The following is a 14,932-nucleotide window of genomic DNA, read 5'->3' on the forward strand; positions in this document are numbered from 1 at the left end:
CACCATCTGCCTATTCAAAACAATCAACTCCTGAAAACTCTCATTCATAGATTTTTTTTGACTTTTGCCTTTTGCCTTTTGACTGATAACTGATAACTGAAATGACCTTTGACTTGCGCGTAGCGCTATAACAAAAAATCAAGAAAATTATCATCAAAATTAGTCAGGAAATTTCTGAAAAACTCAAAGCTTGACCCCGAAAATCAGAATTAAATTCACCACGATTAAACACAACTTCTCCCCCAACAATAGTAATAACAGGCCAACCAGTTAAACTCCATCCTTCAAATGGACTCCACTTACATTTTGTCATTAATTCCTCTCTTAAAACAGGGCGATAATTATCCAAATCAACTAATACTAAATCTGCATCAAAACCAGGAGCGATCGCTCCTTTTTTCGGAATGCCATAACCTTTAGCCACAGCAGTAGACATCCAATTAGAAACTTGAGCAACAGAACATCTTCCCTGGATAGCTTGAGTCAACATTAAAGGTAAAGAAGTTTCCACTCCAGGCATTCCCGAAGGAGTATTTGGATAACCTTTTGCTTTTTCTTCTAAAGTATGAGGTGCATGATCTGTGGCAATAAAATCAATTACCCCATCTAACAAAGCTTGCCATAAAACATCATTATCACGAGCAGATTTTAAAGGAGGATTCATCTGAGCTAAAGTACCAATTTTTTCATAAGCACTTGTATTTAATAACAAATGTTGAGGCGTAACTTCAGCAGTTACCCAACTAGGTTTATCCTGACGCAATAATTCAGCTTCATCTCCAGTTGAAGTATGCAAAATATGTAACCTCCGCTGATATTTTTTCGACAACTTTAAAGCCATCTTAGTTGCCAATAAAGCAGTCTCATTATCCTGAATTTGTGAATGAATAGCAGGGTTAGAAATTCCAGCAAATTCTTTTTTCCTTTCATCAATTCGAGCTTGATTTTCCGCATGAACAGCTATTAATCTTTTTCCCCTCGCAAAAATTGGCTCTAACTTTTCCTCCGTATCTACTAATAAAGGTCCGTGCATAGAACCCATAAAAATTTTAATCCCAGGAGTAGGATTAGCTTTTAATAAATCGGGTAAATTTTCTGCCGTTGCCCCAATAAAAAAACCGAAATTAACCAAACATTTTTGTGCTGCCCTTTGTAACTTATCGTCCAATGCAGTTTGAGTAGTAGTCAAAGGTTTAGTATTAGGCATTTCCATAAAAGAAGTAACACCACCTTTGACACAAGCTCGACTAGCAGTAAATAAATCCTCCTTATGTTCCAATCCAGGTTCCCGAAAATGTACCTGGGGGTCGATGACTCCAGGTAATAGGGTTAAACCTTCAGCATCTATGATGTTTTCCGGAGCTTCAGAGGATGAAATTTCTGCAGCAACCTGAATAATTTCTCCACCTTGAATTTGCACATCACCGACGAGAAATTCTCCATCAGGTAGAAGAATACGAGCACGACTGATTAATAAAGAAGAAGTAGGGGACATGATGAAAAATTAGTTTGAATTTTTTATTTGAGAAGCTTACAAGTTAGAAGCTTATGCGAAAGCAGATGAAATATAATCAGGACTTATATCATGTTCGGTTGAATACTTACACTTTGGAGGAAGAAAGGCAGCTATGCTGAAGGCAGAAGGGAAGAAAAGGTTAAAAGGGATAAAGTTTTTTTATAACTGATTATCCGTGAGCGTAGCTCCCCCGGAGGGGGAACATGATATTACGCAAATTCACCTTAAAAACGCCATATGTAGGGGCGAATAGCATTCGCCCTCAATGGATTTAGTGTCCACGCCTAAGTCCTGATAATATTAGGATGTTAACCTCAATGTAATATTTTTTATATTCTACAACACCTCACAACTTAAATAAGATTGTTATATAATTATAATTGTCAATTCAAACACTAGAACATTTACTAATAAATTGTTATATCAATTCCGGATAATTAGTAATAAAAAAACTACTCCTATTACACAGGGTAAATATCTCTATCATCCCTACTCCCTTGTTGATAAATATTCAAGCAAAAATGATATTAACTTAGATAATTAATAAACCTATATTTTAGATATTCAGATAATCCAAAAAAATAGCTGGGTGACTCAAATGCTACATACAGCAGATTGCAGGTATACGAGGTACAAATTTAATGATAAAGTTTTTGTAGGCATCTTGCCCGCAACAAATGTACTTCACTGATATGAAATATACTGTATACAATCAAAATTAAGTATTTTTCAATTAATTATTGGATTAATTATTTTATAGATATGAATAAAGAAGAAAAACAAGTAAACAAAGAAGAGCAAAATGAAGAAAATCCATGGATTGAATCAATCAAAACCATAGGACTTAGTGTGATTTTGGCTATTGGAATTCGTCAATTTGTTGCTGAGGCACGTTATATTCCTTCTGGTTCAATGCTACCAACATTACAAATTAACGACCGCTTGATTATAGATAAATTGGGTTACAAATTTAGAGAACCTCAAAGAGGAGATATTGTGGTTTTTAACCCGACAAATGAACTGAAAACTCAGTATAAAGATGCTTTTATTAAACGCATAGTTGGTGTACCAGAAGACCGGGTGGAACTGAAAAATGGAAAAGTATATGTGAATGACAAAATAGTAGAAGAAACTTATGTTGCTTCAGATTTGAATCCTGCCGAACTTGAGGCAAGAAAAGTAAATCATCAACAAACAAGAATAGATGTCTGCCCCCCTGACAAAAGATTTCTTTCTGAACCTGTGACAGTGCCTCCAGATTCTTATTTAGTAATGGGAGATAATCGTAATCATAGTTACGATGGTCGGTGCTGGGGTTTTGTACCTTATGAAAATATCATTGGTCGAGCTATATTTCGCTTTTGGCCACTGGATACCATTGGTAGTATAGATGAACTACCATTGTACAAGTGAAAATTATAAAGGTTAGCACTACCACAAATATTCAGAATTATTTCCACAATAATCTGTAATGCCAGCCTAAAAGTTAAATAAGGCGACACTACTATTGATTAATAAAGTAGTGACTAAAAATCAGACTTTAACTTAACCAGAACCTTGAGGTTGATTTTCGTCTAGTTCCGTATCTCGGAAATGTTTGCGAATAATTTCAACATCAGGTTCTACCTCAATCCACAGACGAGCGCCACCTGCTTGACTCTTGTTAGGTTTATGAGGTCGGTAGACAATTTTGCAATTTCCCAGAATTTCTACTTGGTGGCAGTGATGGTTTTTACCTCCTTGTTTGACAGAAATAGCTGGAAGAGATGTGCCGTGGTCTCGGTTATAGTCAATTTCTTTGCGCAGCACATGGATAAAAGTATTGCCTGTACGGAATCCTTTATTCCAAGTTCCTTGAGGACCTCGACGACCAGGAGTAATTTCTGGCATTCCTCGACGATTTAAAGGAATTACCCAAAACCGTTTGACTTTTTTGGCTCCTTTGAGACGACCTTGCCTCAAAAGTAACCTGAGTCTAGCAGTAGAAATATTTAGAAGAAATGCTGCTTCTGTTGTACCAACTGTATCTAGTTTAGTAGTTGTATCTGTCATAAACTATTCCGGAATATATAGAGTATAAGCGAGATAAGCACTTACCATCAAACAACAAAGGATTGAATTTGGCAATATTTGATTTTCCAATATGGACTTATGATAGTAATCTCAGTAGGAGATTTTACAATTACCTAAAATCTCAACTAAATTAGGAGAGCTTCATAAAAATCATATCCTTTAAAATTCCAACTCCAGGAAACGACCTTGAATTTGTTTTCCTAACCAGGAAGTAGGGAACAATTAATAATTAATAATTCATAATCAATAATTAATTATTAACAATTAGGGACTAGCAAAAAAATAGACTACCAGCTAATGTATAGACTAGAGATTGCTTCGGCTAACTTAACTATTCCCCATTAAGCTTGATTCTAATATCACCGCCTCGCAATGACAGCCACGAGCTTTTTTCTGCACTAACTAATTGGTACTTTATTAAGTGGCAAATCCCTCACTTCTTCTTTTCAAGGAGAAGAGAATTGCTTAAAAGGATTTTTTCTCTTTTAAAGCAGAGACTTTAAACCTTAATTATTCGGTAAAAGTCGAAGTTAAGACACGGCCTACAATTTGTTTCTCTAACCAAGGAGTATTGGCGGAACGAGATTTTAAGCTTTTTCTATCTACTTGCCAAGTTTTTTGAGGGGCAAATAGGGTAATATCTGCTCCTTTATTAGTATTAGGAACAATAGCTCCTAAATTTACTCCTAAACATTTTGCTGGATTGGTACTCAAAACTCTCCATAAGTCCAAAGCTGATAATTCTTGTGTTTCTACCAGATTTTGCCATAGTAAAGGTAATGCTATTTCTAGTCCTATTACTCCTGTGGGTGCTTCAGAAAAAGCGACTGTTTTTTCTTCGTAACTGTAGGGAGTATGGTCAATAGCAACAGCATCCAACACTCCATCCTTAATACCTTCAATTAAAGCCAAGCGATCGCTAATATTTCCTAAAGGAGGTTCTAAACGTAAATTTGGATCGTAGGGAAGGAAGGGAGAATTTAAAGTATACTTCCCGTCAATAGCCTGAGTATCTAATAATAGGTGCATCCAAGTTGTACTAGCAGTAATAGGTAAACCCCGACTTTTAGCTACTCTAATCAATTCCACACTCCGAGCAGTGGAAACCCGCATAATATGGATAGGAGTACCAATAGCATCTACCAATTCCAACACAGCAGCTAAAGCAGAAGTTTCAGCCATAGTGGGAACTCCAGGCAAACCCAAGCGAATAGAATCATATCCCTCTCGCATCACCCCTTTACCCGCCAACCTAGAATTATTGCAACATAAAGCTAGAGGTTTATTCAGAGGTTTGAGATATTCCAAGATTCGTCGTAACAAACCAAGATTTTGTAGAGACAAACCATCGGCAAACCCGACAACTCCTGTTGCTGCCAACTCTCCCAACTCCGTCATTTGCTCCCCTTGTAAACCTTGGGTAATAGCACCCCAATAATAAAAGATGGGAGTAGGAGCATAATTTTTGGCTAAATTTTGTAATCTGGCCAAACCAGCAGGATTATCTACAGGTGGAAAAGTATCGGGCAAAATAGCTAACCTGGTAAAACCCCCTGCTGTAGCTGCTTGAATTAAAGACTCTATAGTTTCTCGTTCCTCAAACCCTGGTTCGCCACTATGAGAATATAAGTCTACTAAACCAGGGCCTAAAATTAGTCCGTGGGAATCTTGAATTTCTGTTTTAGTGGGGAATTCAGAAATTTGTGTCTCAACTGCTGCGATTTTACTATCGATGATTAATACATCAGCAATTCTGTCTGTATTGGAAACTGGGTCTAATATTCGGACTTGTTGAAATAGTTTGCTGTTCATTAAAGACTAAAGTTACCCCTTCAAATTCAAAAGACAAAAGTTAAATAGCAAACTCCGGCAAAGTTAATCAAACTATCGCAAAGTATAGTCAGTAGCTGTTTTTACCATATATAAAAGCTAAATCTTAGCAGTTATATTTAATATATCTGTTATATTATTTAAAGTAATAATTTATTATCGAAAATCAGAGTGCAACATAGAAAATCAGGGTGCAGCATAGTTAAAACTTAACGTTATATATTTTGATCTAAACACAGGAGAAAATAATAATGAAAGGTTTGTTAGTTCTAGCGTGTGCATCGGCTTTAATATGTTCTTTTGCAGAAAGTGTTCACGCAAAGACTGCTAGAATATGTAACTATTCTACAAGTCCTACAGCATCAGTTGCCATCTCAAGGTATCGAAGGGGTAGCTGGTTGGTAGAAGGTTGGTATCCTATCAGGCAAGGTAAGTGTGTAGATTTTTTTCATGAAGGTGCATACTTTTATTACTATGGTACATCTGTAGGAGTTAGATGGAGTGGATCGATTCCTCATTGTACTCTAAGTAAAGCATTCACGCTTGTATACAGAAGGTATTCATGTCGGGGAGGAACATGGAAATATTTCCAACAAGTGAGACAAATTGATCAACTTTATACTGTTCGATTAACCGAATAATATAGAATCCTGGTAATTAGTTATCATAATTGTTAAGGATTCAGGAGGCGCGGATAAAGAAAGGATTTGAAGTATTAAATTTTTAAATCCGTATTCAATAGAACATCTGTATTAAGAGGAAATAATCTGACGATTACTATATAACTGGATTTTATATTAGGGTATCTACAATTTACTAAAAAGAATTAGGGAGCTTTCATAGACCTCCCTAAAAAAGTTTGAGAAAAAGCTTATGTACTTTTAGATATGTCCATTAAAACTTAATTGAGTAGGAGTCAATGGTATTGTATTTTAACTATCTATTTGATTAGTACGCTCAGGTTCATTATCAAGCTCTAAATCCTTAATGTCTATCTCATCATTTACCTCAAAAGAGAAACCAACTTCTTGATAAGCACGAACCGCACCTGGGTGTAATGGAGCACCTAAACCTTCGACAAATGCTTTGGGTGTTAGATTTTTCAAAGCTTGATGTGTACCCTTAAACTGGTCAAATTTGCCAATTATTGACTTTACAATATTGTAAACAATATCCTCACTAAGTTCTGTGGTTGTGACAAGAAGAGCCTTGACACCAAAGAGTGTCAGTTCTGCATTTTGACCCTTATAGGTTCCAGCAGGTAAGGTAGTATAAGTATAGTAAGGAAACTTTTTAATTAATTGATCCAAAACTGGATCTTTGAGAGGGACAATTTTCACATCAGAAGTCGTAAAGATGTCCTGAATGGCAACGGAACCAATACCAACAGCATAGAAAAAACAATCACTGTTGCCATCACGAAGAGAATCAGAAGCTTCAGATGGGCGAAGACTTTGTGCAGTGAATTCGCTTTCTTCTATCCCATATACTTCCAACAAGTCACGCACAATATTTAGCTGTCCTGATCCAGGACTACCAATATTAATTCGTTTACCTTTGATATCTGGGAAACTATTAACCCCAGATTCAGAACTGCATACTAGATGTAAAGGTTCAGGATAAAGTGCCATAACGCTTCGCAGCTTTTTATCATCCAACGATGCCTGCTGGTTGCTGAAAAAATCCTGATCGACCACATCAGACTGGGCAATTGCAATATCTAGTTGACCTGAATTAAGGGCTTTAAGATTAAAAACTGAACCTGCCGTAGATTCCACAGTTAGTTGGATGCCAACTTTAGCCTCATCAACAATTTTTGCTATTGCTCCGCCAACTGGATAATAAACTCCTTTAGTTCCTCCTGTACCAACAGTGTAAGAACTTTGTGCATGAACAGCTAGAGCAAAAATTAAGGTAATAGTTACTCCCAAAACGAAAGGTATAGCTTTTCTATTTTTGTACATAAGTTAATACCCATTACTAATACAACCTCTTTTGTAGAAGCCCCCTTATTTCATCGCTACTCGTGGTAATTTGACTATCTTTAGTATTTTAAAGAAATACACAGAAAATTGGTCTACAAAAGTAAAGTAATGATTGAGTCAAAGGCTCTATAAGTTAACTATAACTAGGGTGTGTAAATATTGAATTATCTTTAAATTAATAGTCAATTCAAGTGAAATTTGTCCACCCTACAGAAACCTTGATTTTGCCCTCTGCTCTCTGCCTTCTGCCTTCCCCTACAACGCCCCAGCCGCAGTCTTGTCCAAAATACCGCCAGATAAATGAGAAGTAATATTCATGGCCTCCAAAACAGGTTGTCCATCTGGCCCTTGAGGATAATCAATTACGCTAACTGCCCCATTTCCCTGCTTAAAATTCCAGAAATGTTTAGGTTCCAGACCAAATAATTGACAAAGAATTGCCTTATTTATCGCATCATGGGCAACGACAATACCAACACCAGAAACTGACCGAATAATTTTTTGCCAAGCAATCATTGCTCGTTCCCAAACCTGCTGTAAATTTTCACCTTCTGGCATTTGTACTGTTTCTGGAAATTCTTTCCACTGCTTCAACAGACCAGGAAAACCAGATTCAATTTCCGATTCAAATTTTCCCTCCCAGAGACCGTGACTAATTTCCCATAAACCATCATCTAACTGTAACTCCACATCTGGATGGTGCTGCAAAATAATTTCTGCGGTTTCCTTCGGACGTGACATAGAACTACTCACGGCAAAATCTAGATGTACATCTTTGAGAAACTCAGCGGCTTGGCCAGCTTGAAGGCGACCATTATCATTTAGTGGTACATCAATTTGTCCCTGAAATTTCCCATCTCGGTTCCAGTTTGTCTCACCGTGGCGCACCAATAACAACCGAGGTCCTTGATGTTTTTCTCTAGGTTTAGGGAATTTCTCACCAACATGAGTAGTAAGATTCATAGATTCTAACTGAACAGAACCTCCAGATTTATCTTCCCCAGAAAAAGAGGGATAGGGAGGAGTAAAGTTGAGAATACTAATACCACAATTAGACTGTTGTATAGATTGATAAAAAGATGGTTGTATTTCTAAAGCTGTAGCAATAAGACATCGATTAATCCCATTATGAGCCACAACCAAAATAGTTTTATCAATATTTTGACTCAAAGTTTCTTGCCAAAATTGTTTAGCTTGGTCAAACAAAGATAGAACAGGAAAATGCTTAACTTGCCCCTCTGGTGTTGAGACTTCCATATAAAATTCATGGGGAAGTTGACTCCAGATACGATAATCTTCTCCAAATTTATCCTTGACTTCTTGTCGCAACATTCCTTCCCACAAAGGTAAATCTACTTCCCTTAAGTTTTCTTTGGTTTGTAATGGGGGGGGTGAACTTAAACAGGAGTGGATAATTTCTGCTGTTTGTTTGGCCCTTTGGAGAGGACTGGCGTAAATAGCATCAAACTTTAGACCTTTGAGAGCTTCACCTACCTGACGGGCAGCATTTATGCCTATGTCTGTGAGAATTGAGACATCAAGACGGCCTTGAATTCGACGTTCAACATTGTAGGTGCTTTGGCCATGGCGCACAAGGATAACACGGGTACTCATGGATAGTTTAGATTATAGGTTGGTTAGAAACTTGGCAACAGAGAGATTTTACCTTAGTTTTTGCTACTTAACTTCTGTTGAAAATATCTATAGGAGGCAACAGGCGACAGGCAACAGGCGACAGGCAACAGGCGACAGGAAACAGGCAATAGGCAAAAGTGGGAAAAGCATTTCTCTGTCTAAGGCTCATAAGTCCTAACCAACTCGTTCCTTGCCATATCAGAGAATATTGAAAGAGGACTCCCACTATAATTTTTAATTTAGTGATCAGAGTGTCAATAGCCTAGAATTCTATTTCGGCAATAAGTTGTGACAAGTCAAAAAGTAGATAAAAAACTGAAACTCCCATCTGTTCCCTGTTCCCTAAAAAAGGAACGGGCAAGATGCCCATTCAACAAAACTATTAAAATCATCATTTGTGCAACGCTAAAATCTGTAATTTTAGAGGGGTATTATTAGGAATTAGGATATATAGCAATCTTAAGTAAGTTGTGACAAATCAAAAAGTAGATAAAAAAACTGCAACTCCCATCTGTTCCCTGTTCCCTGTTCCCTGTTCCCTGTTCCCTAAAAGGGGTAAGATTTTTATACACAAATAAAATAGGATTGCTATATTAATGACTATTAAAAGATTAATTTTAAGTATTCTAACTATTGTAGCCATTTCATTTATTGGTTTTTCTTTATTTAGTAGTGTAACTCAGCCACAAATTCAAAGTCGTCTGGAGTTATATCAGACTAATTTATTGTTGCACGCTGCGGAATGGCAACCTGAAGATTTGGATAGTAAGAATTTTACTTTAGCTAGTGAAGCTTTGATTGGTAATGATTCTTATGAAGCTGGATTAATACAATACAAAAATGCTCGTCAGTCTGCTCAACAGCAACTGGAAAAACAAACTTTAGAGGTGGAAAAGTTAGGAGAGGTAAAACAGTTAGACCGGAATATAAGTCAGTTAAAAAGTCTGATTAATGAATTTGATATTAATATCGGAATTTTACAGGTACAAAAAAATCAAATAGATGAAGCTAGGCAAATTTGGCAAAATTTAACTGAGTCAGAAATAGAAAATCTGTCTTTAGGAGAAACGGCAAAAGTTTTAAGTGAAATTTGGAATAAACCAGCAAAAATTTTACCTGATGCAGAAGCTTTAATTCAGAAAAATTTAGATGGATGGTTTCGTTATCGTGCCTTAAAACAATTATATAAATTACAGGAAAGACAAGAGGTTTTAGAACAACTAGAAATCCAGGAACAAGAAATAGCTCAACAGGCTGTATTGAAGTTAGCAATTGTTGCTGGTTTGCCAGGAATGGGATTAGTATTCGGAGTAGGGTTACTAATATTTTTAGGAGTACAATGGTTAATCTCTGGTAAAGAATCTTTATTGTTAAAAAATGCCAATTTGCCTTGGGAAGTAACTTGGGATGGAGAAACAATTTTACAAGTATTTATAGTTGGATTTTTCTTGGTCGGACAAATTCTGATTCCTTTAGGATTAGAAATTTTTAAAGGTTTCACAAATTGGCAACCTGCAATAATGGGAGTGCGGGTACAAGCTGGATATATTCTAGGGAGTTATATTCTGTTTTCTCTGGGTGGTTTATTGGTACTTTATCTATCATTAAAGTCATTTTTTCCACTGCCAAAAGGTTGGTTTAAATTTGATTTACGAGGTGGTTGGTTTTTCTGGGGTTTAGGTGGATATTTTGTCGCTTTACCAATGGTAATTTTAATATCTTTAATTAATCAACAATTATGGCAAGGTCAAGGTGGAAGTAATCCAATTTTACCTATTGCTTTGAAAGGGCAAGATGGATTAGCTTTAGCTCTGTTTTATATCACAGCTTCTATTGCTGCACCAGTTTTTGAGGAGATTATGTTTCGAGGATTTTTGTTGCCTTCTTTGACAAAATATATGCCAGTTTGGGGAGCTATTGTAGCAAGTGGATTTTTATTCGCCATAGCTCATTTGAATATTTCAGAAGTTTTACCTTTAGCTGTTTTAGGAATAATTTTAGGAGTAGTTTATACCAGGTCTCGTAATCTTTTATCTTCCATGTTGTTACATAGTTTATGGAATAGTGGAACTTTGTTAAGTTTGTATATTTTGGGAAGTGGAGCGAGTTAATTTTTAGAGTTATAGCAGGAAACAGGGAACAGGGAAGACGAAATCCCTCATCAATTAAGTCTTTAAAAGCTTTCCCAATGGCTTGATTGTTTTCCCCTGGAAGTTGAATCAATCGTTGAAAAGGATAGTTTTTTTTGATTATGAAACCAAATTTGCAGTGCATATTTCCAACTTACCTGTAACCAACCCTGAGACCATCTTGTTCTTTGTTTCCATAGTTCTTTAATATCATAAGGAGCTTGATCGTAACTAATAATAGTGGAATCAAAAGTAATTTTTTTACCTCTTAATAAAGCTCTAATACTCAAATCAATATCTTCAGTCAACATATTCTGACTAAAAGATAATTATTTTAATACTTCAGTTTTAAAATAACCATTAGAACTACCAAAAATTGCTAAATTCCACAATCTTTGTATTGCTTGGTGATGAATATTGTAAATTTGATTAAACTCTATATTTAACAACATACTCATCGGAAATTTTATTAAAGGAATACAGCTTCCTTGAACTATGTCATAATCTGTTTTCAGTTTCCATAAAGCCTTGGCAAAATTTGTCTCTATAGGTCTATGATCGGCATCGAAAATAGCAGTATATTTAGTTTTTATTTTGTCTATAACATAGTTAATATTTTCTGCTTTAGATTTACTATTGGGAACTTTAACTGCCAAAATAGGCATCTTTTTTAGTTCAGTTTCTACAGGTAAAGACTGAGGAGTATTGTAAGGTAAAATAATTTCTAAGTCTAAATTTAATGATAAAAAATATTTGATTGTATCAAGGATTATATGTTGTTCTGCTGGTAGATAAGCAGGAATAATAACAGTAAAAGTCTCAATTTTGTTGATTTGTGTAGAACTAGGTTTAGGTAGAGCTAATAAATGTTCAGTAAATCTCATTATCGAAAAAAAGCAAATGAGTAATACACTTAAGACATAAGCAATATAATCAATATTAATATTAATTAATAAATATAATAAAATTGTGCTCCCAAAAATTAGCATCAAAATCAATAAAAACAATATAATTGTGAGCATTACTCAAAGTACCTACTAGTTAAAACAGTAATTTATACTAAATCCGATTTACGCGGGAGCTTTATTAAAAGGGTAAGACCAGAAGAGTTGAAAAAAATTGGAAAAACAGCTTTTCATGCTTCGGATTTTGTCTTAGTATATAATCATACTTTGACGATTAAATATCAACTTTATCCCTAAAGCTTTTGAGAATGCTCTCAACAAGTTTTAGATATAGTCTTTTCAAATGAAATGTAAACTAGATTAAGGTTTTTTCCTGCAAAATAAAGTGCTGTTTTGAGTATCCTATATCCTGATTTTTAAGACTATTTAATTTAATGCTGTTTTTCCTTCTTTACTCCATACCTCCATAGCTATTTAATAGGACTCGGTTTCCACATCCCAAGTAAAAATACTATACTAAATTTTCCCAATCTAAATCAACCTTACCAATAGAAATTAATTTAGCCTGCCGCCCGCGGAGGGTTTTCTCAACAGTATATCCTGCATTAGAAAAACTCAAACAAACCCGCAAAAAATTAGGAGGATAATCAACTAACTTTTCAGCCCATTCAATAGCGACAATACCCAAAGGTACTTCCAAACCCTCCCAATAAATATCCAAATTTAAAGCTTCAATCTCAGAACTTTCTAAGCGATATAAATCAAAATGATAAAGAGGAATTCTGCCAGAAAAATACTCATTAATCAAAGTAAAAGTAGGGCTATCAATTGTTTCTGTTATTCCCAATCCAGCACCAAGACCTTGAACAAAAGTAGTTTTACCACTACCTAAATTTCCCTCCAATAAAATTACACTACCAGCAGGCAAAATTTCCCCTAAACTTTTACCAATATTGTGAGTTGCTAGAGTATTTTGTAGTGACAAAAAAACTTCTTTATTCATAATTATTTATTAAATTCAATCCGCTCATACCACTCCAATAATACCTGTGCTAACATCATCGAATCGTGACGAACAAAACCAGTTTCTTCATCCTCATACATCACATTAGTCAAAAGAATTTTCCTGCCTAAATTTCTTACTTCTTCACGGTCAAGAAAAACCGGATGAGAATCTTCTTGAGCATAACGAACTAATGCTTGTGCTGAAGGACTTTTTCCCTGAACTAATACAGTATCAAATAGTCGCTTACCAGCAGCAACATCAATAGCACGAATATGGTCAGCCACAGTATATCCAGTAGTTTCTCCAGGCTGAGTCATAATATTACAAACATAAATACTAGGAATATTTCTAGAAGCAATTGCCTCAGCAATTTCAGACACTAATAAATTAGGAATCACGCTAGTATATAAACTACCAGGGCCAATAATAATATAGTCAGCTTCTTCTATTGCCTGTAAAACCTTGGGCAAAGCAAGAGGATGTTCAGGAGTACAGCCAATTTTGACAATTTTTCCCCTAGCTTCCGTAATATTAGACTCGCCCTCAATACGTCGTCCATCAGACAATTCTGCCCACAAATTAACATCAGTAAGAGTCGCAGGTAAAACCTGGCCTTGCACAGCCAAAACTTTAGAGCTAGCAGCTACAGCCTGTTCCAAATCTCCAGTCACCTCACTCATCGCCGTGAGAAAAAGATTGCCAAAACTATGACCCACCAAACCATCACCAGCACGAAACCGATACTGAAACAACTCAGTTAATAACTTTTCCTCATTAGCCAAAGCTGCTAAACAATTACGAATATCTCCTGGTGGTAGTACCCCTATCTCTCGGCGCAACCTACCAGAAGACCCACCATCATCTGCCACCGTCACAACAGCAGTAATATTAGCACTGTAATCCTTGAGGCCCCTTAACAAAGTCGAAAGACCTGTACCCCCGCCAAGAGCAACTATCTTTGGACCTCGATTTAATCGTCGATGGGCAAGTAACCGGTCCACCAGTTTTTCCTCTCCCTCTGGTATTAACACCTGAGTAATGGAATTAATACTACGATTTTGACCCCAGAAGATAAAAAGTAATCCAGCAAAGATAATTATTGGCCCGGAAATATAATTAGGAACTATAGTCGTCACCCACCCCAAAAATTGTTTAAGTAGCCGTAGGGTGTAAAAAATTGGAGTCATTCCGGTCCATATTGATAGACCTAAGCTAGTGAGTAGTACACCAGCAGCACTCAAGAGTAACCACCGCTTGATAAATAATCCTGGAGATAACCACTTAAACCATTGGCCAATTATCTGAGAGTTAGTCTGACGACGTTTTGCAACAAAAAAATTACTTTTGAGAAAGATGCGCAGGGTTTTCTTTACTAAACCAGTTGACATAGCAATATTAGCCTTAGCTTGATTAAGGACAAATTTGTAAAAAAATAATATCTACAATAAAGAATATTCTGGCAGTATTATGGCGCTTCAGAAATGACATACTCCCACGCTAAGCTGGTGCTATAGTGTTGGCTTCTCGTTTCGTAGCCCTGCCATTGCATCGGGCAAGCGCGTGCTTTAAAGACGGAATGCCCTACCGCCCTATTTTTTATATTTATCGCCGCATTTCCTACGGAATGCTGCGCAAACAAGTCGCGGTCTATTACTATGCTGCAGTGCGGACAAGAATGGGTTCTTTGAGATAATTCTTTATCGACTTTTTTTCCACAGTTTGAGCAATCTTGGCTGGTATTTCTGGGGTTCACTGCTATAGTTTTCCCCTCCAGCATTTGCCTCCTCCGGAGGAGCTGCGCTAACGGCTTTGACAGTTAAAATAGACAATAATTGGCCCCCAAATCGCATCAT

General features: G+C 36.3%; 14 protein-coding genes. 3 read left to right on the top strand and 11 right to left on the bottom strand.

Going from position 1 to position 14,932, the window contains the following annotated elements; translation table 11 throughout:
- Positions 1–163: 163 nt before the first annotated feature.
- Positions 164–1,495, bottom strand: a complete 1,332-nt coding sequence (locus F6K15_RS10815; protein ID WP_293060619.1) for a dihydroorotase — start codon at positions 1,493–1,495, stop codon at positions 164–166.
- 783 nt (positions 1,496–2,278) lie between these two features.
- On the opposite strand from F6K15_RS10815, the gene lepB reads away from it, so the two are divergent.
- On the top strand, positions 2,279–2,929 hold the full coding sequence (gene lepB, locus F6K15_RS10820) for a signal peptidase I (protein WP_293060620.1): 651 nt from the start codon (positions 2,279–2,281) through the stop codon (positions 2,927–2,929).
- Between the two features lie 132 nt (positions 2,930–3,061).
- Here the strand turns inward: lepB and F6K15_RS10825 are convergent, their stop codons facing one another.
- The gene (locus F6K15_RS10825) at positions 3,062–3,568 is read right to left on the bottom strand and encodes a DNA-binding protein (RefSeq protein ID WP_293060622.1); all 507 of its coding nucleotides are present in this window, start codon (positions 3,566–3,568) and stop codon (positions 3,062–3,064) included.
- Between the two features lie 531 nt (positions 3,569–4,099).
- On the bottom strand, positions 4,100–5,401 hold the full coding sequence (locus F6K15_RS10830; protein ID WP_293060623.1) for a dihydroorotase: 1,302 nt from the start codon (positions 5,399–5,401) through the stop codon (positions 4,100–4,102).
- Between the two features lie 269 nt (positions 5,402–5,670).
- Here F6K15_RS10830 and F6K15_RS10835 point away from each other — a divergent pair, with 269 nt between their 5' ends.
- Complete coding sequence (locus F6K15_RS10835) at positions 5,671–6,060, top strand: DUF1036 domain-containing protein (protein WP_293060625.1); 390 nt, start codon at positions 5,671–5,673, stop codon at positions 6,058–6,060.
- A gap of 291 nt (positions 6,061–6,351) precedes the next feature.
- Here the strand turns inward: F6K15_RS10835 and F6K15_RS10840 are convergent, their stop codons facing one another.
- Together F6K15_RS10840 and F6K15_RS10845 are read right to left on the bottom strand one after the other, a co-directional pair.
- On the bottom strand, positions 6,352–7,383 hold the full coding sequence (locus F6K15_RS10840) for a TAXI family TRAP transporter solute-binding subunit (RefSeq protein WP_293060627.1): 1,032 nt from the start codon (positions 7,381–7,383) through the stop codon (positions 6,352–6,354).
- A gap of 276 nt (positions 7,384–7,659) precedes the next feature.
- Positions 7,660–9,018 (bottom strand): histidine phosphatase family protein, encoded by a 1,359-nt coding sequence (locus F6K15_RS10845; protein ID WP_293060629.1) that lies wholly within the window; start codon positions 9,016–9,018, stop codon positions 7,660–7,662.
- 617 nt (positions 9,019–9,635) lie between these two features.
- Between F6K15_RS10845 and F6K15_RS10850 the strand changes: the two genes are divergently transcribed.
- Positions 9,636–11,150: a CPBP family intramembrane glutamic endopeptidase gene (locus F6K15_RS10850; RefSeq protein WP_293060631.1), complete on the top strand. Its 1,515-nt coding sequence runs from the start codon at positions 9,636–9,638 to the stop codon at positions 11,148–11,150.
- A 62-nt stretch (positions 11,151–11,212) separates the two neighbouring features.
- On the opposite strand, the gene F6K15_RS10855 is transcribed toward F6K15_RS10850, so the two are convergent.
- From F6K15_RS10855 to F6K15_RS38265, 6 genes are all read right to left on the bottom strand, one after another.
- Positions 11,213–11,479, bottom strand: a complete 267-nt coding sequence (locus F6K15_RS10855) for a glycosyltransferase family 2 protein (RefSeq protein WP_293060633.1) — start codon at positions 11,477–11,479, stop codon at positions 11,213–11,215.
- A gap of 18 nt (positions 11,480–11,497) precedes the next feature.
- Positions 11,498–12,052: a glycosyltransferase gene (locus F6K15_RS10860; protein ID WP_293060635.1), complete on the bottom strand. Its 555-nt coding sequence runs from the start codon at positions 12,050–12,052 to the stop codon at positions 11,498–11,500.
- 532 nt (positions 12,053–12,584) lie between these two features.
- Complete coding sequence (gene tsaE / locus F6K15_RS10865) at positions 12,585–13,076, bottom strand: tRNA (adenosine(37)-N6)-threonylcarbamoyltransferase complex ATPase subunit type 1 TsaE (RefSeq protein ID WP_293060637.1); 492 nt, start codon at positions 13,074–13,076, stop codon at positions 12,585–12,587.
- Between the two features lie 2 nt (positions 13,077–13,078).
- A complete protein-coding gene (gene yvcK / locus F6K15_RS10870; protein WP_293060638.1) occupies positions 13,079–14,467 on the bottom strand; it encodes a uridine diphosphate-N-acetylglucosamine-binding protein YvcK in 1,389 nt (462 codons plus the stop codon).
- Positions 14,468–14,544: 77 nt separating this feature from the next.
- Positions 14,545–14,832 carry a zinc ribbon domain-containing protein gene (locus F6K15_RS38260; RefSeq protein ID WP_363267753.1) on the bottom strand — a complete coding sequence of 96 codons (288 nt, stop codon included), beginning with the start codon at positions 14,830–14,832 and terminating at the stop codon, positions 14,545–14,547.
- Positions 14,777–14,932 carry a hypothetical protein gene (locus F6K15_RS38265; RefSeq protein WP_363267766.1) on the bottom strand — a complete coding sequence of 52 codons (156 nt, stop codon included), beginning with the start codon at positions 14,930–14,932 and terminating at the stop codon, positions 14,777–14,779. The genes F6K15_RS38260 and F6K15_RS38265 overlap by 56 nt, the downstream gene beginning before the upstream one ends.

The sequence above is a fragment of the Okeania sp. SIO2B3 genome, assembly GCF_010672525.1.
In the GTDB taxonomy this organism is placed as follows: domain Bacteria; phylum Cyanobacteriota; class Cyanobacteriia; order Cyanobacteriales; family Microcoleaceae; genus Okeania.

Bases quoted from the DNA above. Each gene is read 5' to 3' on its own strand.
- F6K15_RS10815 (WP_293060619.1), bottom strand. From the start codon at position 1,495: ATGTCCCCTACTTCTTCTTTATTAATCAGTCGTGCTCGTATTCTTCTA.
- F6K15_RS10845 (WP_293060629.1), bottom strand. From the start codon at position 9,018: ATGAGTACCCGTGTTATCCTTGTGCGCCATGGCCAAAGCACCTACAAT.
- tsaE (WP_293060637.1), bottom strand. From the start codon at position 13,076: ATGAATAAAGAAGTTTTTTTGTCACTACAAAATACTCTAGCAACTCAC.
- F6K15_RS10835 (WP_293060625.1), top strand. From the start codon at position 5,671: ATGAAAGGTTTGTTAGTTCTAGCGTGTGCATCGGCTTTAATATGTTCT.
- F6K15_RS10830 (WP_293060623.1), bottom strand. From the start codon at position 5,401: ATGAACAGCAAACTATTTCAACAAGTCCGAATATTAGACCCAGTTTCC.
- F6K15_RS10860 (WP_293060635.1), bottom strand. From the start codon at position 12,052: ATGAGATTTACTGAACATTTATTAGCTCTACCTAAACCTAGTTCTACA.
- yvcK (WP_293060638.1), bottom strand. From the start codon at position 14,467: ATGTCAACTGGTTTAGTAAAGAAAACCCTGCGCATCTTTCTCAAAAGT.
- F6K15_RS38265 (WP_363267766.1), bottom strand. From the start codon at position 14,932: ATGATGCGATTTGGGGGCCAATTATTGTCTATTTTAACTGTCAAAGCC.
- F6K15_RS10850 (WP_293060631.1), top strand. From the start codon at position 9,636: ATGACTATTAAAAGATTAATTTTAAGTATTCTAACTATTGTAGCCATT.
- lepB (WP_293060620.1), top strand. From the start codon at position 2,279: ATGAATAAAGAAGAAAAACAAGTAAACAAAGAAGAGCAAAATGAAGAA.
- F6K15_RS10825 (WP_293060622.1), bottom strand. From the start codon at position 3,568: ATGACAGATACAACTACTAAACTAGATACAGTTGGTACAACAGAAGCA.
- F6K15_RS10855 (WP_293060633.1), bottom strand. From the start codon at position 11,479: ATGTTGACTGAAGATATTGATTTGAGTATTAGAGCTTTATTAAGAGGT.
- F6K15_RS10840 (WP_293060627.1), bottom strand. From the start codon at position 7,383: ATGTACAAAAATAGAAAAGCTATACCTTTCGTTTTGGGAGTAACTATT.